Genomic DNA, 25979 nt, shown 5'->3' with positions numbered 1-25979 from the left:
GTTAAGCAAGCATTGGAGCATTGCGTTCATGAAGACTGAATCAAGCACTTTAGCCTTCTCTGCATTTATGGCGTTACTCATCGGCTGCGTTGGTATTTTTTTCACATTGGCCACTAACTCCCAAGCGATCCTGCTGGATGGGCTTTTTAACCTCATCTACTTCAGCGTAGCACTGGTGACCATGAAGGTAAGCAAATTAGCTAGCCGTCCAGATAGTGAGGCCTATCCCTTTGGCTATAGCTACTTTGAGTCGCTGGTTAATCTATGCAAAGGACTGCTGATTTTAGGCGTCTCTGTGTTTGCCTTGGTCAATGCCATTGTGGCTATCATTGCTGGCGGGCGGGAAATTTCAGCGGGTTTAGCGGTGCTGTATGCATTATTTGCCACGGCAGCTTGTTCCCTCACCGCTTGGGTTATGCATCGTAGTCAGCGCCATGTTAAAAGCCCCCTTATTAGCGCGGATAAACTCAACTGGGCAGTGAACAGCTTAATTTCTGCTGCGGTATTAGCCGCGTTCTGCCTGGTGATGCTGTTTGAACGATTCGGCTGGCTCACCGTTGTTCCCTATGTGGATTCGGTGTTAGTGATCGCGGTGGTAGTGCTATGCCTGGGCGTGCCGGTGCGCATGGCCTCCCATGCGCTACAGGAACTGCTCAACAAAACTCCGGAAGAGGCGATAGCAGAGCCTGTTCGACAAGCTGTAGCGCGTGGTCTCGACGATATAGACACGGTGGAAGTGCGTGTCCGTATGGTGCGTCCCGGTCGCTTGTTGTATGTCATAGTGCATGTGGTACTGCCCGATGCTCCAAGCATTTCAATCACCATTCAAGACGCATTGCGAGCACGAGTCGATGACGAGGTTCGCCGTTACTATTCACCCGTGGTATGCGATGTGGTGTTTACCGCAGACACCCGCTGGGCGGCGCCCTCTTGTGGGCAGTTGGTAGAAAAACACGCTTAGGACAGTGTGGGAGCAGGGGATGGGAGTCTAGTAAAACCGGATGGTATTTCGTCCGGCTGTTTTGGCTTGATACATGGCCTTGTCGGCCCATTTCAGAATGTCGTCTGTGCTGGCTTCATGGTTCAGAAACACACACACGCCAATACTCGCTGAACAAGGGTGTTCGACGAGGCGCTCAGCTTCGCCCTCGCGCATGACGTTCAGTTGGTAAACATCAGAAAGCCTGGCGCGGATCTTTTCTGCAACCACCTCGGCATGGGCGATGGACTTCGCAAGATCTATATCAAGTTCGCTGAGCATCACCACAAATTCATCACCACCAAAGCGTGCTACGGTGTCTATTTCGCGCACACAGCTTTTTAATCTATGTGCCGCTTCAATCAGCAACAGGTCACCGACATAATGTCCGTGATTGTCATTCAGTGGCTTAAAGTTATCCAGGTCGACAAACATCAGGGCGCCATGACATTCCTTGCGTTTGCTGGCAGCCAGTGCCTGGTTCAATCGGTCGATGAGTAAGCGGCGGTTGGGGAGCTGGGTCAGCGTGTCATAGAACGCCAGTTGCCGAATCTGGTCCTGCATCTGTTTACGCTGGGTGATTTCTCGGGTGATGCCATGAAATCCAATTATTTTTTCGTTTTCGTCACGCACCGCCTTGGAGAATACCTCTCCCCAAATTACGCTGCCATCTTTGCAGAGGTGAGGGGCCTCAAAACTGATAAACCCAAGGCGTTTGCCCTCCATCTCGGCTTGCTGGCGTTTGCGCCAGGCTTCAGTGACGATGGCAGCACCTTCTGTATTAAATAACTCCAACACATGATGACCGACCACCTCATCAGCTTTGAAGCCGCGAAAGTGCTCGTCCGAGGGGCTGATATAGGTGATGCGAAGCTCACTGTCGGCCCGCCAGATCACATCCAGGGTGTCTTCTGTCAGCAGCCTGTAGAAGGACTCACTTTCATTCAGCGTGCGGGTGCGCTCTTCAACCAGGGCTTCGAGTAGCCGGTTTTGCTCGTGTAAATTATTAAGTGGATAAACCTCGCCATCCTGCACCAGGTGATAAGGAAACGACAGGCCGCTATGGACAATTTTCCAGTCCTTGCCTTCAAGCCGAAAGATCAGCACCAGTCGTGCAACCTCGCGCGAAAGAATACTCTCGGGAACCGGTAAGTGAATATTGAAAAAAGCGCTCACAACCACAACCTGCTCACTTAAGTCCTGCATGGATATATCCCGCAGTTCGATGCGTATACGACCGGGTACTTCAGAAAAATCCTGCCGGATAATTCTTATCCACTCATCGCGGTCCGTGACCAAAACACTCCCGCCGCAGGTATAGCCGCTGAAGTCTTCGCTGAAGAAGGCTGTCAGCCGTTCATCGCGTGAGGCATAGAGCTCAATGTACTCGTCAAACAGCGCACGAATTTTGCGATGACGGTCCGGATGAAGATTGATGAAGGTCATGGGGCGTACTCATTTTTTAACACCATTAAATTACTATCCGGGTATGAGAATTCGTTACAAGTTCGACTCCAGGGTGACGGCTATTTGACAAGGTGTTGCTCAGGATCAAGCAACCTTTTTGAATGCGTGCATTTTTGCTCCAGCTCACTGGGCAGGGCCGGGCGGCTAACATAATAGCCTTGAATCAGGTCACATTCGGTCTGCATAAGAAAGTCATACACCTCTCTGGTCTCCACACCTTCGGCAACAACTTTTATTCCCAGGCTATGTGCCAGTCCGATAGTCGCCTTCACAATTTTTTTCGCATCCGGCTCGCTGGCTAATGCCATAATGAAGCTTTGATCGATCTTGATGATTGAAACCGGCATCTTCACCAGATATTGCAACGATGAATACCCGGTTCCAAAATCATCAATCGATATCATAATATTGGCATCGCTTAGCTTGGTTAGCTCTATGATAGAGTTTTTCATATCCTCCACAAACGAGCTTTCTGTTACCTCCAACTCCAGCCTTTCCGAATTTACGCCATGCGTTTCAAGAAGCTGCATAACGGTATTGAAAAAATTAGGATTCAACAGGTTTCTGGTGGAGATATTCACCGCCATACGAATGTTTTTCAGGCCATTCTTGTCCCAGGCAGCCAGCTGCGCAAGTGATTGATCCAGGGCAAAATAGGTGATCTGGTCAATGAGTGTGCTGTTCTCCGCATAAGGAATAAAGTTACTCGGTGGGATATTGCCACGAGTAGGGTGCTGCCAACGCATCAGGCTTCAACCCCATCAATTACCCCCGTGGCCGTTACCACTTTGGGTTGATAGTGCATGAACACCTGGCCACTTTCTAACGCATCGCTCAACTCGCCAAGCAGCGTCAGATTTTCCACTGTCCGGATTTCATCATCGACTCTTATCAATACGCCATCCCGCTGCCTGTTGTTGCTGGCTTGGCAGGTAGCATGGTTGGCTTTCTGAATGTATAACTGTGGCTCTTTGGATGCGCCATCCAGAGCAACAATGCCCAGATACACATCTGCGTGGAGCTGAATTTTGTCGAATCCAAGGGGGTTGGTGAAAACACTTCCGAGCTTGTTCACCAGTGTTTTTACCGCGTGCTCATCTTCTGCCGGATGCATAAACCCCAGGCCTTCTGTACCGACTCGGTAAACCTCAGTAGGGTTCGGCAATTCATTGCGGATGGTATCCGCCAACTGCACAATAATGCCGTTCACGCACTGTACGCCAAAACTGGCTTCAATCTGTGCCTGATTCCCCAGCCGGGCGATTAGCAGATAAGCGGTTTTGCTCTTGTCAGCGTCTGAATCGAGTAATCCCTTAATCACTGTTTCCAAAGCAAAGGTGTTGGGTAGCCCGGTCATACTGTCATGACTGCCATTCCACTTTATTCTGTGCAGATAGCTGCCAGCGATGTCCCGGGTTGCCCCTACAAGAAAACCGATAAGGGTAAAAAAGCTGATTTGGTAAAGCCAGTTGATGGTGTCCTGTTTGTCGCTGGTATAGGAATCGATTGCTATGAAGGGACCGAGCAACAGACCGCCCACCAGAGCGGCTAGTACGCCACCCTTGGCACCAAAGGTGATAGCGGCCAAGGCAATGGGTAAATACATTGTGTGCGAAAACACATATTTCATGCCACCTGTCACATAGACCAACAAAAATACGCCGATAATCATCAGCATGATTGCCGGTACAAGTAAAAGCTTTACCTGAGAACGTGGTCTTACAATCCAGTAAAAAATGTTCTCTATTTTCATGGTGTCCCTCGGTATAAGTAAGGTAGACATAATGACGTCCCCCTTCCCACGAAGTGCTACCACTACTCGGTGGGTTAGTTGTGGGGCCTGTGTCATGCTGTATCACTATAAAATATATAGTGGATATCAGTATGATTAACAATAGAAAAGCTTTGTTATTGGACAAGATACGCTTAAAAACTTTTGGATGCTCAGTGCCAGAATGACTCTCTCTACTTTGTTTTTCGTACAAAAGCTTGCTGGTTGGGTCTTGCTTCTAGTCTCGTGAATATTCTAGAATGATAACGCTTATCATTTAGTATTGATCATCATTCCGATAATCAACAAGCCATTGGAATAACCTGTGTTGACAGCAGACCCATCACAACATCGCGCAATACATGACCTGTACAGTCAGCACCATGGCTGGCTACAGGGCTGGCTGCGTGGTCGGCTGGGTGATTGCATGGATTCAGAAGACCTGGCTCAGGACACCTTTGTCAGGGTGCTACGCTCGCCACAGGACATCAGCAGGTTACAAGAGCCACGCCGTTTTCTGGTTACCGTTGCCAAGGGGCTTACTATTGACCTGTTTCGTCGGCGTAGCCTGGAGCGGCAATACCAGGAAGTACTGGCCGCGCTGCCTGAACCTCAATGGCCAAGTGAGGAAGAGCGCGCCATCGCGCTGGAAACCCTGATTGAGCTGGACACCATGTTGGCAGGGCTTGGCACCAAGGTGCGGGAAGCGTTTATCCTCTCCCAGCTTGAAGGCTTGACCTACCCACAGATTGCCGAAGTGCTGGATGTATCACTGCGCACGGTAAAAAACTACATGGCCAAGGCCATGGAGCACTGCTGTTTATACCGGTTGGAGCAAAGCGGTTGATGGACAGTGGCAGCTCCCATGATGAATTAAAAAAACGCCATCCGCGAGGCGGCATACTGGTATGCCGTACTGCTATCTCCCTCGGTTACAAACGCCGAACAACGTGCCTGGCAAGGATGGTTACAACAAGCCCCCAGCCATCGTCTGGCCTGGCAGGAAGTAGAGCAGGTACAGGCCAGCATGACCCGTATGCCGAGTGAGGTTGCTTTACCAACACTACGTGGTGTGGCGCTTTCGCGCCGCGATCTGTTACGGCGACTGGCTGTGCTCGCCCTGATCGCGCCAGTTGGACTGGCCACCTGGCGAATCCCACCCTGGCAACAGTGGCAAGCCCAATACACCACCGGCATCGGTGAACAACAATCCTTACTACTGCCCGATGGCGGCAGCCTGGTACTGAATACCGCCACATCTGTTGATGTGCATTTTAGCGACACTCTCCGATTGCTCAAACTCTACAGTGGCGAGCTGTTGGTGCAGACTGCGCCGGATAACCACGTGCCTGCTCGACCCTTTGTGGTAGAAACACCCCAGGGTCAGGTGCAAGCCCTGGGCACGCGTTTTATTGTGCGCATTAACAACGAACACAGCGATATTTCTGTGCTGGATAAAAGCGTGCGCATTACGCCCAGCCAAAACACCCAGCAAATAGATGTTGAAACCGGCCAGCAGATCAGTTTTACCACCACTGAGCTCGGCCTTACCCTTCCTGTCGCTCCTCATGCCGGTAGCTGGCTGAATGGCAGTTTAGTGGTGGTTGATATGCCACTAGATGCACTGCTTGCGGAACTGTCTCGTTACCGCAAAGGATTACTCTCCTGCAGTGACGACATCGCTCACCTGAAAATCTCCGGCGCCTTTCCGTTGAATGATACCGACCGTGCACTGACCGCCATCACGCACACTTTTCCGGTACGTGAACGTCGGATGACCGGATATTGGGTGCGTTTGATACCTGCCTGAATATTTTTTACGCCAGCTTGCACTTTTTGGGTGACTGGTTCGGCTCTTGGTTATCTACCACTTAGCAAAATCAAGGAGTAACCATGCCCAAGGCAACACCTCCCCTGAATCGTAAACCCCTGGCCTGCGCCATCAGCATTTCAGTCATGCTGACAATGATTGGAGCAGTTACCTCGACCCCATCTTTTGCTGATCAGACTCAAAGCAGCCAGACGCATACTGCAACCCAACCAGTTAAACACTTTGCTATTCCTGCTGGCTCCTTAAGTCAGGTGCTTAGCCAGTTTGCCGGAGCTGCAGGTATTGCCATCTCCTTTGATGCAGCAGAGTTTAGTAACCGGTCCTCTTCAGGGCTACAGGGCAACTATAGCGTGGAGCAAGGCTTTGCCGTGCTGTTGGCTGGTACAGGGCAAATGGCGGTACGCAAAGCGAATGGGGATTATGTTTTGCAGGGCAACAGTGCCACAACATTGCCTGCGGTGACTGTATCAGGTAGAGCTATGATGAGTGCCTCGACCGAAGAAACCGGTTCCTACACCACATACTCAATGAATACCGCGACACGATTAGGTTTATCCATTCGAGAAACGCCTCAGTCAGTATCCGTTGTCAGCCGCCAGCTGATTGATGATATGCAGCTGGAATCACTGACGGATGTGGTCAATACAACGACTGGTCTCACTTCAAGCCAGCAAGATAGCCAAAGGCATGTTTTTTCAGCACGTGGATTTAGGATTAAGAATTATCAAATTGATGGTGTATCAACGACTTGGGAAAGTGGTTACTCCGCTGGTGAATCACAAATGGACACCATACTTTATGACCGCATTGAAGTAGTTCGTGGTGCTAGCGGTTTGACTTCTGGCGCAGGTGATCCTTCAGCTGCGATTAATCTTGTGCGTAAGAAAGCGGATAGTGAGGAATTTACTGGACATGCCACTATCAGATCCGGCAGTTGGGATCGTTATCAGGGTGCTGTAGATGTTTCAACGCCATTAAATAAAGCTGGAACTGTACGTGCACGAGTTGTTGGCAGCTATCTGGAAGAGGGTTCTTTTGTTGATTTTCAGGAAAATAAAAAATCCGTGGTATATGGCACTTTAGCTGCTGATTTAACAGATAACACTTTATTTAATATTGGCATTAGTCAACAGAAAAATAAACCGACGAGTTCGACCTGGGGCGGTTTACCTGTTTGGTTTAGTAATGGAGAAAGAACAGATTGGTCTCGTTCTAAAACGGTCGGTGCAGACTGGACAAGGTGGGACTCAGAAGTCACGAATTACTTCGTCAATTTAGAGCATTACTTTGATTCCGGCGCATCAATTTACGCAACTTATAGCAAAAATATTAATAAAGCTGATTTACCATTAGTCTATTTATATGGTGCTCCTGATAGACAAACTGGCCTGGGAATGGGAGCGTATCCAGCTTGGTACGACTTCGAACGTGAGCAGGACAATATCGATATTTATGGCAACCTGCCATTTGCTCTTTTTGGCCGAGATCATGAGGTAACGGTAGGCTTGATGTACAACAAACAGGACTTGATTTCCAAACTTCGTAACGCACTAAACGTGGCCTCCGTCGGAAATTTCTATGAATGGGATGGCTCTTATCCGGAGCCTGAGTGGAGTCCCCAAACAACCCATGTAAGAAAACAAACTGAACAACTTGGTGGATATGGGGTTTTGCGCTTATCGTTGGCCGACCCACTGACGTTGATCTTGGGTAGTCGGATTACTAACTGGGACACTGAAGGTATGAAATCAAATGGTGACTTCTATGAGTTTAATCACCATCAGATAGTTACGCCCTATGCTGGCTTAATCTACAACATTAATGATGTCTATTCAGCTTATGTCAGCTATACAGATATTTTTAACCCCCAGGACGCGCAGGATAGAAATGGTAACTATCTTGATCCACTGGAAGGAAAAAACTATGAGGCTGGTGTTAAAGCAGAGTATTTTGAAGGGCGTCTAAACGCTATGCTCTCAGTATTTCGTATTGAACAGGATAATCTGGCGCAGGCTGATGTGGGGTATGTTATTCCTGGTACCACTAACCAGGCTTCATACGCCGCAAAAGGCACCACCAGTAAAGGGTTTGAGGCTGAGATTTCAGGAGCTATCACTGATAATTGGAATCTTATGTTTGGCTGGTCGCAGTTTCAGGCCGAAGATGCCGATGGCTCAGAAATAAATACCGCTCAACCTCGCCGTACCGCGACCTTGTTTACTACCTATAAGCTCAATGATTTGACTCTCGGTAGCGGGGTCAATTGGCAAAGCTCCAACTACACAAGGGTAAACAATCCTCTGGGACAGAGCGAAAAAATAAAACAAGGCAGTTATGCACTTGTGCGCCTGATGGCTAACTATCAAATGACGCCGACATTAAGTGCTCAACTGAATATTAATAACCTATTTGATGAGAAATATTACACTAACAGCGGTGCTTGGTTCGGTCAGCTAGCCTATGGAGCACCGCGTAATTTCAATCTGACATTAAAATATGATTTTTAATTAAGAATAAATAGTCTGGGCTGATGGCTCACGGTTTCATGACCGTGAGCTGCCCCTTTTGTCTGTAACGACAACAGGGTGCCCGAAAGTTTCAACCTTTCAGAAATACTTCAAGGCTTGGGCTTTTTTCCAGACCAATAGGGTCAGGAATCAATAGTAAGGGCTTGTATCCTTCTGGGTATTCAATATAATGACAATCATTATCATTTGTATATATTGAGGCCAGAAGGTAACCATGTCGTCTGGGAATTACCCATTGCGTGAACAGGTACATACCCTGTATTCCGAACATCATCGCTGGCTGCTTGGCTGGCTGCGCAGTCGTTTGGGTTGCTCCCAGCAGGCGGCGGATTTTGCTCAGGATACCTTTGTTCGCATTCTGGGACGTGATGATGCCAAACGCCAAGTTGAGGCTATCCGTGAACCACGCAGTTTTCTGGCGACCATCGCCAACCGGATCCTGATCGATCATTTCCGCCGCCATGCACTGGAAAAAGCTTATCAGGAAACGCTAGCTCAGCAGCCAGAGCCTGTTGCCATCTCGCCAGAAGAGCAGGCCATTTTGTTGGAAACACTGCACGAACTGGATTCTATGCTCAGTGGGCTGGGAGCCAAAGTCCGGCGGGCGTTTTTGCTGTCGCAGTTGCAGGGCATGCGCTACGCAGATATTGCCCTGGAGCTGGATGTATCACTCAGTTCGGTCAAAAAATACATGGCCAAGGCCACTGAGTCTTGTTTGCTCTATGCGCTGGAAACGGAGCTTTAGCCAGTGACGACCGCCAGCCATCAGGAACTGACCCAGTCCCGGCGCGAGGCCCTGCAAGTCGCGGCACAATGGTATGCTCGGTTGTGTTCAGAAGACGCCGGACCAGTGGACGAGCACGCCTTGCAGCAGTGGTTAAATAGCGACCCTATACATCTATGGGCTTGGCAGCGGGTAGACCAGTTGCAGGCGCGGCTTGGTCAGGTGCCGGGTCACCTGGCACTTAAAACTCTGGAGCGTGCCGAACAGCATTTCAGCGTGAGCCGTCGCAGCGTGTTGAAGGGGCTGGTGCTGATGGTTGGCACGGGCAGCCTGGGTATGGCTGCCTACCGCTACGCCCCTGTAGATCATTGGCTGGCCGATCACCACACCGCCACCGGCGAGATCAAGCATCTGACCCTGGACGACGGCACCACCCTGACATTGAATACCGCTTCGGCAGTGGATATCCATTTTAACGCGAACGAGCGCCTGGTGTTATTGCGCGAAGGCGAAATTATGGTGACCACCGCCAGCAAAAATATTGAGAACCCACGACCTTTTATTGTGCAAACACCGCAGGGTAGGGTGCGTGCTCTAGGTACCCGTTTCTCGGTGCGAGTGTTGGAAGAGAAAATACAGGTGGCGGTATTCGAGCATAGTGTGGAAGTTACCACTCGCGCAGGGTCTCAAAGCCTGTGTCTTGCTGGCCAGCGGCTAACCTTTACAGCCGACAGCGCTTCTCCGCCCACAGAACTGGCGCCCACCGACGACGCCTGGACTCGTCAGATGCTGGTGGTGCAAAACATGCGTCTGGATGTGTTTATGGCTGAGCTGGGCCGCTACCGCACGGGAGTTTTACGCTGTACCCCCAGCGTGGCTCATTATCGTATTACAGGTGCCTTCAGGGTGGATGACACCGACCAGGCGTTGCATGCCCTGAATAAATCCTTCCCTGTTTCGATTAATGCCCGTACTCGTTACTGGGTGATAGTCGACGAAAAAAAATAATTCTTGCCAATAACGGTACCTTTTAGCTTTCCATTCGACCTTCTGGTTAAAGGCTCACTTTTCTTTGTTGCTCGCCAGAGGGAAAATATGCACAATCCGACGTTTAAAAAATCACGCCTCGCTCATGCTATTGCCGGTGCCATGCTTTATACAGCACTATCGCTGTCCAGCACACTGATGCCACTGACCGCCCATGCTCAGCAAACTGTACGGCATGTGGAGGTGCCTGCTGGCGATTTGGGCTATGTCCTTAGCCGCTTTGCAGCCGAATACGGTGTGGTCATTTACTTTGATGCCAATCTGACCCAAGGGAAACAAACCCAGGGACTCTCTGGTGAGCACAGTGCTGAAAGTGGATTGCAGGAGCTGCTTGGTGGTAGTGGTCTGTCATTGGTTAGGGAAGCGGATGGCAGTTATCGGGTGGTGGCCAGCTATGCCATGGTACTACCGGAGGTGAGTATATCGGGAATATATCTCGATGAAGAAGCCACAGGGCAAGTTGGTGGCTTTGTGGCCCGACGTAGCGCTACTGGCACCAAGACTGACACACCGTTAATCGAGACACCACAGTCTGTCTCTGTGATAAGCCGGGAACAAATGGAAGCCCAGGGAGTGGATACGCTGGATGAAGCGATACGTTACTCTGCGGGTGTCGTTTCTCAGGGCGGTGGTGGTACTAGCCGTGCCGGAACATCACTGATCATGCGAGGGTTCCACTCTGGCGGTTTCAGCTCCGGGGGCGGCAGCCTCTATCTGGATGGCCGGAAGTTTCCAATTAGCTCCATCAGCGGGATGGAGGAGCCCTTCCTCTATGAGCGCATTGAATTCTTGAAGGGTCCGGCGTCTATTCTCTATGGCCAGGCGAGTCCTGGTGGCATCATCAACCTGGTAAGCAAGCGACCTACCAGCGAACCGTCGCGACAGATAGGACTGCAGGTAGGAAGTTGGAACCGTCAACGCGCCACCTTGGACTTCGGCGGACCAGTCACTGAGGATGGCCGCGTGGGCTACCGCATCACCGGGCTAGTGCAGGGCAGTGATACCATGATCGACGAGATTCCCGACGACCGGCAGGCACTGTCTACGGTCTTGGACTGGCAGGCTACCGATCATACCAAGCTCACATTACTGGCATCGTTCCATGATAATGAAACCGCCTATGACATTGGCAAACCTGCAGAAGGTACCGTGCTACCCAACCCCAACGGTAAGGTCGCTCGAGATCTGTTTATGGGTGAGCCCGACTTTGATCGATTCAAGACAAGCCGCTATACCCTGGGTTACCGGCTTGAACATCAGTTCAACGACACTTGGTCGGCACAGCACAACCTGCTCATGTATGACAATGAAGCAGACTATGCCTATCTGTGGTTCAGCAGGATGCCAAGCGACATAACACAGCGGCAGGTAGACCGAGGCGTTGTACACCGGATCGATGAAGAAACCGGCCTAACCATCGACAACAATTTGCAGGCGCGCTGGAGTCATGGCCGTTTTCAGCACACCAGCCTGGTTGGACTTGACTATCGTAGTACCGAGTTTCGGCGAAAGGTATGGTATGGCACCAGCCAACCGCTGGACGTTTATAATCCAGAATACGGCAGCCAACCGAATCTGAGTGAAGATGCTGATCGGACCAAAAACAATTATGGCCATCTGGGTATCTACGCCCAGAACCAGGCCAAGTTAAATGATCGCTGGGTTTTTCTGCTGGGTGGCCGCTGGGATGATGTGGATCAGACCAACAGCCGAATCGCATCCAATGGCAGCCGTGTTCGGCAGACGGTCAATACCAGCGAGTTTACCTGGCGGGCAGGCTTAGTCTACCAGTTTGATAACGGCATGGCGCCGTATGCCAGCTATAGCGAATCTTTCGAGCCAGCCGGTGGCGTTGATGCCAATGGCAGCAGTTTTGTTCCAACCACCGGCCAGCAATACGAGGTAGGGATCAAGTTTGAGCCTGTAGGCTATGATGCCTCACTCACCTTAGCGGTCTACGAACTCACTCAGCAGAACGTACTAACGACAGATCTCAACAATCCCGGCTTTTCGGTGCAAACCGGCGAAATGCGCTCCCGTGGTGTCGAGATAGAAGGTCGTGCACACCTTGCCAACAACCTCGATCTGATAGCGACTTATGCCTACACCGATAGCGAGGTAACCAAGAGTAATCGTGATGACCTTGGCAATACTGCTGGAGGGGTGCCACGGGATGCCGCTTCACTATGGCTGGACTATCAAGTACCAAGCGGTCGAGCTCAGGGTTTAAGCATTGCTGGTGGTGTGCGCCACGTTGGGTACACTTACAATCCCAGCAACGCTATCAAAGTTCCTTCGTACACCGTTTACGACGCCGCCATACGCTACCAAATAGATGCCAAACTACGACTCAATCTCCACGTCAATAATCTGTTTGACAAGGAATATGTGGCCGCCTGTTCCCACAACTGCTACTACGGCAACGAGCGCAACTTCACATTGGGCGTAACGTACGACTGGTAGTTAAACTGTTTTTAAGGGGAACGGCCTGCTCCGGGATTTTTGTATAGGGGGTTATCTAACCCAGCAGGATTGGGGTAGCGGTCCAGAACCCTGCTGCCCCAATAGGTTTGGCTAATACCAATTTTCCACCTGTAGCTTTTTGATCCGGTTGAATTTGCGGGTATTGCGAGTGACCAGGGTGGCGTTCTGTGCCAGTGCGGTACCAGCGATCAACAAGTCATATGGACCTATGGGGGTGCCCTGTTTTTCCAGGCTGATCTGGATGCGGGCTTCGGCTTCGGCGCTGTCAAAGGGTAGTGCTTGGACTGCGGTTGAGCGCTCTCGGCGTTTGCGGGCCTTGGCGGTGGCGACCATCTTGGCCTCAAGCTCGTCTTCCAGATAGATGGTCACTTGTCTCATTAAAGTTGGCCTCTTCGATCAAGTATATGTGGAAGTACATGTGCATGACGGGTGGTATTCAAGTACCGCCATCCATTAAATCTGACTAATGTCAGTGACAAAACTTATATCGAGTTCTGTACTTATAGCTATCGGATATTCCCGTATTGTAACCCCGCACCCCACTCAATATAATGATAAGCATTATCGTTCGTGTTGATTGGGGATTTTTAATGCATTCAGGAGACGGGTCGGCACTGCGTGATCAGATAGGCTCGCTTTACAGCGATCATCATGGCTGGCTGCAAGGTTGGCTGCGCAACCGCTTGGGTTGTTCCGAGCAGGCCAACGATCTGAGCCATGATATTTTTATCAAGCTTATGCTGCAGCGGCAAACCACACAATTACGCGCACCAAGAGCCTACCTCACACGTCTTGCGCGCAATACACTGGTCGATCTGTATCGCCGTCGTAGCATTGAACAAGCCTATCTGGAGATGTTAATGCTGCAGCCCGAGGCGAGCGAAATCTCGCCTGAAGCAAAACATAGCATCATTGAAACTCTGATAGAAATTGACAGCTTACTCGACAATCTTGGAGAGCGAAGCAGAGAGATTTTTTTGCTGGCTCAACTGGATGGGCTGAGCTATGTCGAAATCAGTCGCCGCCTGCACATTTCGGTGAATACCGTACGTAAGTATTTTATCCGAGCCATGAGTCAATGCCTGATGCTTATTGAAGACTGATCCTATGCTGAATAAACCTTCTGCTGATGTCATAGAAGCCGCTGCCACCTGGTATATCGATCTGCGTGAAGTCTCCGCTGATGATCCTCTGCATCAGGCGCATCAACACTGGCTAGCAGCAGATCCCAGTCATCGTCTTGCCTGGAAGCGTGTAGAAAAGCTTCAACAGGCTTGTGCACAGGCAAACGATTCAATAAGCAGCAGCACCTTAACGAACGCCCGTGCCTCCCGTCGTCAGATGATTAAAATGTTGTCTGTGATGCTGGTCGCCGGTGCAAGCGGCGGATTAGCCTGGCAGTATCGTGAAAGCGCTTATCCGCTGATGGCGGAGTATCGCACCGGCAAAGGTAAGTCACTGCAAGTAACGCTGGCCGATGGCAGCCAGTTACAGCTGAATACCGATAGTGCAGTGGATATTGCTTTCGATGCTGCACAGCGTCAGGTCATTCTGCATCAAGGTGAAATCCTGGTCACCACCGAGACCGATCCGCAGCAACGACCGTTTAGCGTACAAACCCGGCAGGGCAATATCCGGGCGTTAGGTACACAATTTCTGGTGCTAAGTGACAGTCATCTAACCCAGGTCAAGGTGTTGCAAGATGCGGTAGAAATTCGGCCAGCCAAAGGCTCAGAGCAACCGGTACGACTGAATGCCGGGCAACAACTGCAATTTACTGATCATGCTGTGCAACCAGCGCATACAATTGCAGGACAACCTCAGGCCTGGATACAAGGATTACTGGTGGTCAGTGACTGGCGCCTGGATCAGTTTATTGAGGAATTATCACGCTACCACCCAGGCAAACTCAGTTGTGATCACACCGCAGCCAGCTTGCGGATTTCCGGTTCCTTCCATCTAAAAGACACCCAACTGATCCTGCAAAATCTGACCAGCACCTTGCCGGTAAGAATCCGCTATTTCACCCGCTATTGGGCCCGAATTGAAGCCATTTGAACAAATGGTAAAAAAATTTAGTCAGGAGTGTTGTTGATTTTCATTTTCATCCGACTTGTTAAGTAAGCACTTTCTTTTTATTAACTAACAAGGAATACTCATGCAAGCGGTCAGATCTTCAGCTACTTCATGCAAACAGCACACCCCCTTTGTTATAAAACCCTTGCAACGCGGCATCATGCTGGCCTTGCTGGGTGTTGCCATTGCTGCGCCCATCAACTTATTGGCCGTCACACCGGCTCAGGCCGATGCACAACAACAAATCCATACATTTACCCTTCCTGCAGGTTCCCTGGAATCAGCATTAGCGGCATTTTCAGCTCAATCGGGCATCAATGTCTCATTCACGCCCGATGTGGTACAAGGCAAAAGTGCTACTGGTTTAAGCGGTCAGTATCACGCCGATGAAGCGCTCAACAGAATGCTTGCGGGTAGTGGTTTACAAGCCAACCGCCTGGCGAATGGGGGCTATAGTTTGCAGGCGATGCGAGTGGTTGATGGGAGTGAGGTGGTCGAGTTGTCGGCTGTTGAGGTTAGCGGTATGGCTATTGATGAATCAGCCTGGGGCCGGTAGATGGGTACGTGGCTCGGCGCAGTGCAACTGCTACCAAGACCGACACACCGCTAATTGAGACACCACAGTCCGTTTCCGTGGTAAGCCGGGAGCAGATGGAAGCGCAGGGAGCGGATACGCTGGACCAGGCGTTCCGCTACACAGCGGGTGTCGTTTCTCAGAGCGGTGGGGGAGGCAATAGCGGAACTGCCGGAACATCGCTGCTGATGCGCGGTTTCAATTCCGGGGGCTGGAGCTCCGGTGGCGGGAGCCTCTATCTGGATGGTCGGAAATATCCGATTAACTCTATTACCGGGGTGCAGGAGCCCTTCCTCTACGAACGTGTTGAGCTACTCAAGGGGCCAGCCTCCATTCTCTATGGTCAGGCGAGTCCGGGCGGTATCATTAATCTGGTTAGCAAACGTCCCACCAGCGAACCACTGCGCCAGGTTGGTCTGCAGATGGGAAGCTGGAACCGTCAACGTGCAACCGTGGATGTCGGCGGACCGGTCACTGAAGATGGTAGCGTGAGCTACCGCATCACTGGCCTGGTGCAGGACAGCGATACTATGATTACGAAGATTCCCGACGACAGGCGGACGCTGTCGACGGTTGTGGACTGGAATGCTACTGACCATACCACACTGACGCTGCTGGCAACGCTCCATGAAAGTGAGACAGCCTACGACTACGGCAAACCTTTTGATGGTACTGTGCTACCCAACCCCAATGGTCAAATCGCTCGGGATTTGCTCGTGGGTGAACCAGATTTCGACGCTATGGAGGTCTCGCGGAACACCCTTGGATACCGGCTCGAACATAGGTTCAACGACATCTGGACCATCAAGCACAACCTGCTTTGGTACGACACTGAGACAGACTGGTCATACCACTGGATCAGCAATCGCACGGATGATGCTACCAGGCGAATCGTTAACCGCGGTGCTCAACGTCGGCTCGACGAGGAAACCGGTGTGACCATCGATAATCATTTGCAGGCACGCTGGAACCATGGCCGCTTTCAGCACACCAGCCTGGTTGGTGTGGACTATCGCAGTTCCGAGTTTCAGCAGCGGGTGTGGGTTGGCACCAATCAACCATTGGACGTTTTTAATCCGCAATATGGTAACCAGCCAACCATGAGCGACGCAGTCTCACGTACCAGCAGAGTGGATTATAGTCATCTGGGCATCTACGCCAGAATCAAACCAAGCTCGATGATCGCTGGGTATTTCTGCTGGGTGGTCGCTGGGATGATGTCGACCTAAAGAACCGCCGAACCAATGCAGATGGCAGCTATACCAGCCAGACAGGCGAAGCCAGTGAGCTAACCTGGCGCACCGGTCTGGTCTACCTGTTCGACAAGGGGTTAGCGCCGTATGCCAGCTATAGTGAATCCTTCGAACCGTCCACCGGTATGGATGCCTCAGGAAGCAGCTTTGAGCCTACCACCGGCCAGCAGTACGAAGTAGGGATCAAGTACGAGCCTGTCGGATACAATGCCTCGTTCACCCTTGCAGCCTATGAACTCACCCGACGCAATGTGCTAACGTCGGACCTCAACAACCCCGGCTTTTCCGTGCAGACCGGCGAGGTACGCTCTCGGGGTGTCGAGGTGGAAGGTCGTGCTCATCTGAGTAATAATTTGGATCTGATCGCCGCCTATGCCTACACCGATAATGAGGTGACCAAAAGTAACCGTGATGACTTAGGTAACACCACCGCAGCCGTGCCACAGGATACAGTCTCACTCTGGCTGGACTATCAGGTACCCATTGGCCTTGCCCAAGGACTGAGTATTGGGGGAGGCGTGCGCCACTTAGGACACACCTTTAACCTCGACAATTCTGTCAAAGTACCCTCTTACACAGTCTACGACCTGGCCCTGCGTTATCGGATTGAACAGTTGCAGCTCAACCTTCACGTCAACAATCTGTTTGATAAAAAATACTTGGCTGCGTGCACCTTCAACTGTTTCTACGGCGACGAGCGCAACTTTACCCTGGGGATGACCTACGATTGGTAGCGCGTAGGTAGGGTTGAATACAGCGAAACCCAACAGTAAATCTAATGAAATACCAAAGGATTGTTGGGTATCGCTTTAACTGGTGTGCGTGAAATAATCAGGGCTTGTATTCCAAAACTTCGCTGAATATAATGATAACTATTATCATTTTGATTTGGGGGAGGTGATGTCTGGAGTAGAGCCGGTGCTGCGTGATCAGGTGGGATTGTTATACAGCGACCATAAAAGTTGGCTGCATAAATGGCTGTGCCGCCGGGTAGGCTGTCAGGATCTGGCGGCGGATCTTGCCCAAGACACGTTTGTACGCTTGCTGCTCAAACCCCGTTCACTGGATAACCTTGATAGCGCCCGTAGCTATTTGCGTACCGTGGCGGGTCGTTTGTGCATAGATATGTGGCGCCGCAGGGCCGTGGAGCAGGCCTGGCTGGAGGTGCTGGCGACTCGCCCGGAGGAGGTGGACCTCTCTCCAGAGGATCATGCCATCATCGTAGAAAGCTTCTGCGAACTGGACGCCATGTTGCAGAGCCTACCAGAAAAAGTCGCCAATGCCTTTATCCTCTCCCAGGTCGAGGGGCTCACCTACAAGCAGATCGCCACACAAATGCAGGTCTCGGAGCGAACCATTAAAACCTGGATGGCCAGGGCTATGCTGGAATGTGTATTGATAGAGGCCCGGTTTTACGAGGCTGTATATTGATGAAAGAACATCGCCCCCGCCTTCCTGAGCATCATGTTCTGCAACAGGCCGCCGAATGGTTCGCCAGGGTAACGGACGAAGATGCCACCGAGAGGGAAAAAACAGCATGGCGGGTTTGGCTTAATCAGAATGCTGAGCACGAACGCGCCTGGCAGTATGTTGCCCGGGTCGGTCAGCGTTTTCAGCAAGCGCAGCAGTATGCAGGTCAGGATGGCACTGGCAGGATTCTCAAAACCACTCGCAAGGAGCGGATAAGCCGACGCAAACTGCTTGGCAGTGGCCTGGCCTGTATGGCTGTTTGGTTGAGCTGGCGCTATACCCCATTACCGGTGGTAAGCCAACGCATCGCCAGTAGCTGGATGGCCGACCATCATACGGCCATCAGCGAGACCCGCCAACTATCCTTGGCCGATGGCGGTCAGCTGTGGCTCAATACGGCTAGTGCGGTAAATATCGACTACCGGGAAGATACGCGCAGCATCCGTCTGTACAAGGGCGAAATCTTGATACAGACTGCCGAGGACCCAGGACATCGTCCTTTATTGTTACTACCCGGCAGGGCACATTGCGGGCAATTGGCACTCGCTTTAGCGTGCAACAACGGGAAGCCGACACTTTGCTCGCCGTCTACGACGGGGCCGTGGAAATCACTACAACGGCCGGTGATCGCAAAATTTTCAGCGCGGGTCAGCAGACTGCATTTGATCAGCAAACCATCCAGCCACCACAAACAGCCGAACGCGCCAGGGAAGCCTGGACCAAGGGGTTGATCGTGGCAGAGGATATTCCTCTCAAAGAGCTGGTGTCGGAACTCGCCCGCTATCGTCGTGGTTATCTTGGTATCAATCCGGCCATAGCCAACGTACGGGTGATGGGGGCCTACCCCATCAACAATCCCGACCATTGTCTTGCTATGCTGGAAGATGCACTGCCCGTGCGTGTCAATCGACTCTTACCCTGGTGGGTAACGCTGGAGCCTGAACAGTAAAGGTCAATTTTTTTATCAAAAGGCTTCCCCTTTATTCTGATTCGTCCGTGTTAAGAGAAGAATCAGAAACTTTAACCCATGGGAGTCTAGTTAATGCAATCCACCGCTGTATCCAAACGCGGACCTAACGTCGCTCACAACCGTGCACCAACAGCCCAAACTCTGGCCCTGGCCATTCGCATCGCCTGTGGTGGCCTGGCTTATTCAGCCGCCATGGCTCTGCCTGCACTCTGGTCGATGCCGGCTAGTGCCCAAAGCGCAACAGAAACCCAGGCCTCTGTAGCGTTCAGTATACCGGCGGGGTCTTTATCGGACACATTAAATCGCTTTGCAGAACAGACTGGGCTGTACCTGAGCGGTGCAGGGGAATTGACCAGAGGCAAAAACAGTGCCGGCCTTCAGGGAAACTTTACCTCTGAAAAAGGGTTGCGGCGGTTGCTTCAGGGCACTGGCATCATTTATAGATTTACTGGCGCGAATACGGTTTCATTGATGTCTGCCAGCGAAAGTGGTGGCGTAATGACGTTACCAGCGGTGATGGTATCCGCTGAGGGTGAGCGCAGCGGTAGTGCTGCAGGGATCACTGAGTGGTCGGGTTCATATAAGGCCAGTCAAACCAATACTGCCACCAAGCTTAACCTCTCGCCACGAGAAACACCGCAAACCGTCACTGTTGTCACCCGCCAGCAGATGGATGATTCTGCCATGACATCGGTTGATGATGCGCTCAGAGCCACCAGTGGGGTTTTTGTTCATGATCGAGGCCAAAACGGCAATAACTACTACAGTCGAGGTTTTGAGCTGCAGCACCAGTATGATGGTATGCCTAATCCTGTCGGTATAAGCAGTTGGAACCAAAACCCTCAGATCGACAATGCCTTCCTTGATCGCGTTGAGGTGTTGCAGGGTGCTTCGGGACTGATGAGTGGAGCGGGCGATCCGGGTGGTACTGTTAATCTGGTGCGTAAACGTCCCACGCATGAGTTTCAGGCACAGGCGGAAGCGCAGTTGGGTTCATGGAAGCAGCGCCGCTTGGTTGGTGATATTTCCGGTCCGCTGATAGAGTCGGGGCATGTACGGGGGCGCTTGGTGCTGTTAATGGACGAGCAGGACTCCTTTGTAGATCATGTGTTCAGAGACCGGCAGGCGGTATACGGGATTGTTGAAGCGGATATTACCCCCAACACCCTGGTCTATGCCAGCCTGCAGTATCAAGAAGATAAAAGCAGAAACCACTTTGGCGTACCTTTTGCCGCGGATGGTAGTCAGGCGGGGCTCAGTCGATCCGCTTTCTTCGGCAACGCAAATAACCTGACCACCAGAGACTACAGCCTATATACACTGGGTTTGGAGCAGCAACTGCCCGCAGACTGGATGATGAAACTGCAATACTCCGGCAGTAAAACCAATTATGCCATCAATAATTACAGTTTTATCAGAGGCGATCTGGACCCGAGTACCGGAGATGGTATGGATATCAGGCAGCAGTCCAGAGTAAGTGGCGACATTCCGTATGATGCTTTAGATGCTTATATTTCCGGGCCAGTGAGTCTGCTGGGGCGTAGTCACGAACTGGTATTCGGCGCCAACGGCTCCACCATGACCCGGAACTATGCTGGAAGTGGCTATATGGCCGCGTTACAGCCCATTAATGTGTATACATTCGACCCCACAGCACTACCTACAGCTGTTGGAGCCAACCCTTATACTGGTGGATATGAAATCACCCAACGGGGGTGTATGGGGTGGGTCGCTTTAGCCTGACCGATTCGCTCAAGCTGATTGCTGGAACTCGTATCAGCTCATATGAAGATAAAGATGTAGACACAGGTACCACCACAGTCAAAGAGAGCGGTGTTGTGTCGCCCTATGCCGGCCTGATCTACGATATCAATGATGTCCATTCGGCCTATATCAGCTACTCGGACATTTTTAATCCGCAAAGCAACAAAAGCCTGGACGGTAATACGCTGAAGCCGGTGGTGGGTAGCAATTATGAGACAGGGATTAAAAGTGAGTTTTTGGGTGGCCAGCTGAATACCTCTGTGGCCGTGTTTCGGCTGGAGCAAACCAACCTGGCTCGGCTGGATGAATCCGTCCCCAACGATCCGTCCAATGCCTGCGGTGGCCGTTGTTACACTGCCTCCGACAAGGTCACCAGCCAAGGGGTGCAGTTAAGCGCGAATGGCGAAATACAACCGGGTTGGAACCTTGCCGCAGGCTATACCTATGTAAACAGCGAATATGCTAGCGGCGCTAGCAAAGGTGAACGTTATGCAACTGAACTACCGCAACACACGGTGCAGCTGGCCACCAACTACCAACTGCCCAATACCGATTGGTCTGTTGGCGGCAATCTGCAGCACTACAGCAAGATTTACAAAGAAGAGGCGGACTGGAAAATCAGCCGTGATGCGCTAACTCTGGTTGGATTAACAGCAAAATATCAAATTAACTCCAACGCTGACCTGACTCTGGTGGTGAACAACCTGTTTGATGAAACCTATCGGGCGTCAATGTATAGCCGTAACTACACCCCCTTCGGTGACCCTCGTGAATTTTCGGTCAACCTGAAATACCGGTTCTAAGTTCACAAGGTTTTCAGCCTTCCCGGACCAGGCTCTGCCTGTTCCGGGACTTCAACTTTCATGACTTTAAAAAAGTTTTGCACCTTTTGCATTTCTCATTCGTCTTTAGAGTAAGCAAAGAAAAAATCTGCTGACAGCGCTTTGCTGTCTGCTGTGAGTTGATAGCGCTACCTATCCTGTTAAACAACGGAAGATCTACCTGATGTCTACGTACACTTCAACTAAGTCCATGACCGGAAAGCCGCGAACCAGTCGCGCCAAAATCTGGTTTTTAGTGCATAGCTGGATGGCCATGCCGATCTGGGCATTTGTATTCTTTATCTGCCTGACTGGCACCATTGCCACCGTTAGTCAGGAGATTGTCTGGCTGGCTGATCCGGCCTCACGTGCCAATCCTCCGGCTCAGGCGGGTCCTCTGCTGAGTTTTGACGAAATTGTCGCCGTAGTGAATGAGGGCCATCCTGAGGCGATTGTTGAATCTATTTCCCGACCGGTAAAATCGCAGTTTGCACTAACGGCTCGCATCAGTTATCCAGATTTCACCACGCGAACACTATATATCAATCCCTACACTGGCATTATTCAAGGGGAGAGCGCTCGTTTTGATTTTCGCCAGTTCGTAAGGGGGCTGCATGGCTGGTTACTGTTGCCCTGGACTAATGGCTACAGCTGGGGGTGGTACCTTGTCAGTATCACCGCCATCCCCATGCTGGTTTCCTTAGTTACGGGGCTGGTTGTCTATAAACGCTTTTGGCGAGGTTTCTTGCGCCCACGGCTACGTTTCAACGTCAGTGCGCGAGTCTTCTGGGGAGACTTTCATCGCCTGGCGGGTATCTGGTCGATTCCTTTTATCGCCATTATCTCCATCACCAGTATCTGGTTTCTGCTGCAAGGCATACTGCAGGATAATCACATCTCCTTCTCCACGGCGGGCCCACCCATCTATGTCGACAGGGCTGATGTGCCGCAACTGGATACCAACAGCCAGACACCGCCTTTTATCAGCCTGGATGAAGCAACAGCGGTTGTTGAAACAGCTTTTCCTGATTTTCAGGCATCTTTTGTCTCTATGCCATGGAATGCGTATGCGCACTATCGTATCGGCGGGCGCAGTGTAGGTTATCCCTTGTTGTTCGAGGAGGTCAGCATCAATCCTTACAATGGCAATATTGAGCAGACACGCCGGATTTCGGATCTATCCTGGCTGGAAATTATCACCGGCTCCATGCGCCCACTGCATACCGGTGATTTCGTTGGTCTGAGCTTAAAACTGGTGTATTTCTTCTTCGGTATACTGCTGACCATGATGGTGTTCAGCGGCATGATGATCTGGACCAAACGCACCTTCAGGGACACCGCTGCGGTCCTTCGGGCAAGAAAGGCCAACAAGCAACCCAGCAAAGGGACGGATGCACAAATGCCGGCTTATGCCTTGCAAAAAGGAGAAAAGCTATGAGCCAATCCTCCACCGCCCAGAAGACGGCATCCCGAAATAAATACAGTTTCTGGTTTCGCTGGCGTTTTCATCTCAGTGCCCTGTTGCTGGTTTTGCCCATGGTGGCGATGCCGTTTTATTTTGATACCCTGGCCATGACACGGGGGGACAAGGGCTGGGTGAGCGGGATCTTGGTCAGCACTCAGTCGGCCCCTGGCAGATTCAACTGGCCGAGTGGGATACATTCCCCCCTGGAAAGATGGGGTGGCCAGTTATATGAAAACCTTTTCACTCTCACTCTGCCAGGCCTGTATCCCGCAGGTGAAAGCCGTTTATATGCGCATCGGTAAGCCGCGTAATCTGCGCACCGCTGGTGCTATCTCCTTCGGGACTCCTTATCGCCAGTTTATCTCTGTGCCGATTACCGATACCGCCACGGCCGATGCTGATATCTGGCTGACCCTGGTAGGTTGGGATGGATCAGTGCACCAGATGTCCATGCCTTTGGCCGACGCCTCACCCAGCACCATAACCTTCATTGAGAGCCGCAATCGCTAACCTGTGTGCACAAACCTGAGGACGAATTATGAGAACTAACATACGCTTCTTTTACATAGCACTACTGATGTTCAGCAGCCTGGTGGCCTTGCCTGTCTGGGCGCACTCTCCGCACTGTCAGTGCAAGCTTGAGGGGGATTTCATTGTTTGCCAAGGCGGTTTTTCCGATGGCTCCGGTGCTGAAGGCATACAACTGGATGTAATCACCTATGATGAAGACCTGATTCTATCAAGCGCACTGGATGAACAGTCTCGCATCCGCTTTCCGCGTCCTGAGGGTGATTTTTACATCTTACTGGATGCAGGCCCTGGGCATATTGTTGAAATAGACTGGCCAGAAATCGAGGGGATGGAATCTTAACTGATTAGGCGCCTCATGTGCTTACTGAACTGCCATCACCGGTATCAACAAGATCATGACTAATATCAACTTATCACTGTAGCCGAACTGCTATGCTTGCCCAAATTTTGGGAGGTATACATGGAGTTGGTCTGTCCTGCCGGGAATCTTCCGGCGCTGAAGAAAGCAGTAGATGAAGGGCTGATGCCGTTTATTTTGGTTTTCAGAACGCCACCAATGCGCGTCAGTTTATCGGCTTGAACTTTAACGATAAGCGTGCCCGTGAAGGGGTTGATTATGCCAGAGTCGGGGCTGCAAGGTGTTCTGCGCCATCAACACCTATCCTCAGCCCTCACGTTGGGCCGAATGGACCGGGGCTGTGGACCAGGCGGCAGCACTGGGGGTGGATGCGCTGATTCTGGCCGATATGGGGCTACTGGATTATGCCGCTCAAACCTATCCTGATCTGTCGCGCCACTTGTCTGTGCAGGGCTCAGCGACCAGTCGTGCCGCGCTGACTTTCTATCAGCAACAGTTCGGCATTAAACGGGCGGTGCTGCCACGGGTGCTGTCGATTTCCCAGGTTGAGGATTTGGCCAAAAACAGCCCGGTTGAACTGGAGGTGTTTGCCTTTGGTAGCCTGTGCATTATGGCAGAAGGACGTTGCTATCTATCCTCCTATCTAACCGATGAATCACCCAATACCCGTGGCGCTTGTTCACCCGCTAAGGCGGTACGTTGGCAGGAAACCGATGCCGGATTGGAGGCACGTCTCAATGGTGTGCTGATCGATCGTTTTCTGGCAGGTGAAAAAGCGGGTTATCCCACGCTGTGTAAAGGTCGTTTTGCTGTCGGTGATGAAACCTACCATGCGTTGGAAGAACCCGTCAGCCTGTCGACGCTGGATCTGCTGCCCAAGCTGCAAGCCATGGGTATCGCTGCGGTTAAAATTGAAGGGCGTCAGCGCAGTCCTGCGTATGTGGCACAGGTGACACAGGTCTGGCGCCAGGCGATTGATAAGGCCAGGGCATCCTCCGCTGATCCGGCACAATTGCAGCGCTGGGCCGGGCAGTTAAGTCAGCTGTCTGAGGGCAGCCTGACGACACTGGGTGCTTATCACAGGAAATGGAAGTAGGAATTGACGATGAAATTGTCTTTGGGACCCTTGCTGTATTACTGGAAGAAATCAGAAGTTGAAGCCTTCTATGATCAAGTCAGCCGGTGGCCGGTAGAAATTGTTTATCTGGGTGAAACTGTATGTGCCCGCCGTCGGGAGCTGAAACTGGATGATTGGGTTGGCATGGCTAATCAATTGGTACAGGCCGGTAAACAGGTGGTGTTGTCCAGCCAGACACTGATCGAATCAGAAGGGGATCTGAAGCAACTGACACGCCTGGTTGAATTGGCGGCTAAACAGGGCTGGCAAGTGGAAGCCAATGATCAGAGTGCGCTGCAGCTCTTGTCTGAAGCCAGTTTGCCCTTTGTTAGTGGACCGGCGGTGAATATCTACAACCCAAGAACCCTGCAGCGTTTAGTGAACCTGGGCTTACAACGCTGGTGTTTTCCGGTAGAGCTGTCGCGTGAAACCCTGGCGGATATGCAACAGGCGATTGCCGGGCAGGGCATGTCGGTGGAAACGGAAGTGTTTGCTTATGGCCATCTGCCACTGGCCTGGTCATCACGCTGCTTTACCGCGCGCTATCATGATTTGCCTAAAGATCGCTGTGGTTTTGTCTGTCAGCAGTATCAGGACGGTCTGTTAATGCGCTCTCAGGAGGCACAGGATGTCTTTGTACTGAATGGTATCCAGACCCTGTCCGGTGCTTGCTGCAATCTGGCCGATCAATTGCCACTAATGCAGCAGTTGCAGGTTGATGTGGTGAGGCTGAGCCAGCAGGCNNAGGG

Annotated in this window: 24 protein-coding genes and 3 pseudogenes; 23 read left to right on the top strand and 4 right to left on the bottom strand. The window is 51.5% G+C overall.

The window, feature by feature from the left end; genetic code table 11:
- Window positions 1–28: 28 nt before the first annotated feature.
- Window positions 29–961: a cation diffusion facilitator family transporter gene (locus LH51_RS18150; RefSeq protein WP_036525044.1), complete on the top strand. Its 933-nt coding sequence runs from the start codon at window positions 29–31 to the stop codon at window positions 959–961.
- A gap of 27 nt (window positions 962–988) precedes the next feature.
- On the opposite strand, the gene LH51_RS18145 is transcribed toward LH51_RS18150, so the two are convergent.
- From LH51_RS18145 to LH51_RS19710, 3 genes are all read right to left on the bottom strand, one after another.
- A complete protein-coding gene (locus tag LH51_RS18145; RefSeq protein ID WP_052063943.1) occupies window positions 989–2425 on the bottom strand; it encodes a diguanylate cyclase domain-containing protein in 1437 nt (478 codons plus the stop codon).
- Window positions 2426–2505: 80 nt separating this feature from the next.
- Window positions 2506–3192: an EAL domain-containing protein gene (locus LH51_RS19715; RefSeq protein ID WP_052063942.1), complete on the bottom strand. Its 687-nt coding sequence runs from the start codon at window positions 3190–3192 to the stop codon at window positions 2506–2508.
- The gene (locus LH51_RS19710) at window positions 3192–4229 is read right to left on the bottom strand and encodes a GGDEF domain-containing protein (protein WP_160173767.1); all 1038 of its coding nucleotides are present in this window, start codon (window positions 4227–4229) and stop codon (window positions 3192–3194) included. The genes LH51_RS19715 and LH51_RS19710 overlap by 1 nt, the downstream gene beginning before the upstream one ends.
- A gap of 313 nt (window positions 4230–4542) precedes the next feature.
- On the opposite strand from LH51_RS19710, the gene LH51_RS18130 reads away from it, so the two are divergent.
- The 7 genes and pseudogenes from LH51_RS18130 to LH51_RS18105 all read left to right on the top strand — a co-directional run bounded on the left by LH51_RS18130 (window position 4543) and on the right by LH51_RS18105 (window position 12810).
- Window positions 4543–5064 carry a sigma-70 family RNA polymerase sigma factor gene (locus tag LH51_RS18130; protein ID WP_036524975.1) on the top strand — a complete coding sequence of 174 codons (522 nt, stop codon included), beginning with the start codon at window positions 4543–4545 and terminating at the stop codon, window positions 5062–5064.
- Window positions 5065–5103: 39 nt separating this feature from the next.
- Window positions 5104–5223, top strand: a pseudogene (locus LH51_RS24980) (DUF4880 domain-containing protein); the annotation flags it as partial.
- Window positions 5224–5244: 21 nt separating this feature from the next.
- Window positions 5245–6027 carry a FecR domain-containing protein gene (locus LH51_RS18125; RefSeq protein ID WP_052063940.1) on the top strand — a complete coding sequence of 261 codons (783 nt, stop codon included), beginning with the start codon at window positions 5245–5247 and terminating at the stop codon, window positions 6025–6027.
- Between the two features lie 83 nt (window positions 6028–6110).
- Window positions 6111–8555: a TonB-dependent siderophore receptor gene (locus tag LH51_RS18120; protein WP_235263694.1), complete on the top strand. Its 2445-nt coding sequence runs from the start codon at window positions 6111–6113 to the stop codon at window positions 8553–8555.
- Between the two features lie 235 nt (window positions 8556–8790).
- A complete protein-coding gene (locus LH51_RS18115; RefSeq protein WP_036522344.1) occupies window positions 8791–9321 on the top strand; it encodes a sigma-70 family RNA polymerase sigma factor in 531 nt (176 codons plus the stop codon).
- 3 nt (window positions 9322–9324) lie between these two features.
- The gene (locus LH51_RS18110) at window positions 9325–10308 is read left to right on the top strand and encodes a FecR domain-containing protein (RefSeq protein WP_052063724.1); all 984 of its coding nucleotides are present in this window, start codon (window positions 9325–9327) and stop codon (window positions 10306–10308) included.
- Window positions 10309–10395: 87 nt separating this feature from the next.
- Window positions 10396–12810 carry a TonB-dependent siderophore receptor gene (locus tag LH51_RS18105; RefSeq protein ID WP_036522343.1) on the top strand — a complete coding sequence of 805 codons (2415 nt, stop codon included), beginning with the start codon at window positions 10396–10398 and terminating at the stop codon, window positions 12808–12810.
- Between the two features lie 111 nt (window positions 12811–12921).
- Here the strand turns inward: LH51_RS18105 and LH51_RS18100 are convergent, their stop codons facing one another.
- Complete coding sequence (locus LH51_RS18100) at window positions 12922–13209, bottom strand: PIN domain-containing protein (protein WP_036522342.1); 288 nt, start codon at window positions 13207–13209, stop codon at window positions 12922–12924.
- A gap of 212 nt (window positions 13210–13421) precedes the next feature.
- Here LH51_RS18100 and LH51_RS18095 point away from each other — a divergent pair, with 212 nt between their 5' ends.
- From LH51_RS18095 to LH51_RS18040, 15 genes and pseudogenes are all read left to right on the top strand, one after another.
- Window positions 13422–13934, top strand: a complete 513-nt coding sequence (locus LH51_RS18095; RefSeq protein WP_036522340.1) for a sigma-70 family RNA polymerase sigma factor — start codon at window positions 13422–13424, stop codon at window positions 13932–13934.
- 4 nt (window positions 13935–13938) lie between these two features.
- The gene (locus LH51_RS18090) at window positions 13939–14889 is read left to right on the top strand and encodes a FecR domain-containing protein (protein WP_036522338.1); all 951 of its coding nucleotides are present in this window, start codon (window positions 13939–13941) and stop codon (window positions 14887–14889) included.
- Window positions 14890–14989: 100 nt separating this feature from the next.
- Window positions 14990–15463, top strand: coding sequence for an STN domain-containing protein (locus LH51_RS19705; RefSeq protein WP_052063939.1), 474 nt, complete (start codon window positions 14990–14992; stop codon window positions 15461–15463).
- Window positions 15464–15471: 8 nt separating this feature from the next.
- Complete coding sequence (locus LH51_RS19700; protein WP_144244327.1) at window positions 15472–16710, top strand: TonB-dependent siderophore receptor; 1239 nt, start codon at window positions 15472–15474, stop codon at window positions 16708–16710.
- Window positions 16677–17468, top strand: coding sequence for a TonB-dependent siderophore receptor (locus tag LH51_RS19695; protein WP_081960905.1), 792 nt, complete (start codon window positions 16677–16679; stop codon window positions 17466–17468). The genes LH51_RS19700 and LH51_RS19695 overlap by 34 nt, the downstream gene beginning before the upstream one ends.
- A 166-nt stretch (window positions 17469–17634) precedes the next feature.
- Window positions 17635–18165: a sigma-70 family RNA polymerase sigma factor gene (locus tag LH51_RS18080; protein WP_052063722.1), complete on the top strand. Its 531-nt coding sequence runs from the start codon at window positions 17635–17637 to the stop codon at window positions 18163–18165.
- Window positions 18123–18683: pseudogene (locus LH51_RS18075) on the top strand (DUF4880 domain-containing protein); the annotation flags it as partial. The gene LH51_RS18080 and the pseudogene LH51_RS18075, both read left to right, overlap by 43 nt.
- Before the next feature lie 254 nt (window positions 18684–18937).
- A complete protein-coding gene (locus LH51_RS21745; RefSeq protein ID WP_052063720.1) occupies window positions 18938–19153 on the top strand; it encodes a hypothetical protein in 216 nt (71 codons plus the stop codon).
- A gap of 93 nt (window positions 19154–19246) precedes the next feature.
- Window positions 19247–20917, top strand: coding sequence for a TonB-dependent siderophore receptor (locus tag LH51_RS18070; protein WP_052063936.1), 1671 nt, complete (start codon window positions 19247–19249; stop codon window positions 20915–20917).
- On the top strand, window positions 20899–21741 hold the full coding sequence (locus tag LH51_RS18065) for a TonB-dependent siderophore receptor (RefSeq protein WP_036524972.1): 843 nt from the start codon (window positions 20899–20901) through the stop codon (window positions 21739–21741). Before LH51_RS18070 ends, LH51_RS18065 begins: the two co-directional genes overlap by 19 nt.
- A 202-nt stretch (window positions 21742–21943) precedes the next feature.
- Window positions 21944–23197, top strand: coding sequence for a PepSY-associated TM helix domain-containing protein (locus LH51_RS18060; RefSeq protein WP_200881978.1), 1254 nt, complete (start codon window positions 21944–21946; stop codon window positions 23195–23197).
- A 255-nt stretch (window positions 23198–23452) separates the two neighbouring features.
- Window positions 23453–23734, top strand: coding sequence for a hypothetical protein (locus LH51_RS21740; RefSeq protein ID WP_200882064.1), 282 nt, complete (start codon window positions 23453–23455; stop codon window positions 23732–23734).
- 28 nt (window positions 23735–23762) lie between these two features.
- Window positions 23763–24095, top strand: coding sequence for a hypothetical protein (locus LH51_RS18050; RefSeq protein WP_036524970.1), 333 nt, complete (start codon window positions 23763–23765; stop codon window positions 24093–24095).
- 120 nt (window positions 24096–24215) lie between these two features.
- Window positions 24216–25209: pseudogene (gene ubiU, locus LH51_RS18045) on the top strand (ubiquinone anaerobic biosynthesis protein UbiU).
- A gap of 9 nt (window positions 25210–25218) precedes the next feature.
- On the top strand, window positions 25219–25979 hold a 761-nt coding region (locus LH51_RS18040; RefSeq protein WP_036524968.1), incomplete at its 3' end, for a U32 family peptidase.

Origin of the sequence: Nitrincola sp. A-D6, assembly GCF_000764495.1 — a bacterium.
Classification (GTDB): domain Bacteria; phylum Pseudomonadota; class Gammaproteobacteria; order Pseudomonadales; family Balneatricaceae; genus Nitrincola.
This window is presented reverse-complemented; position numbering and strand designations above follow the sequence as displayed.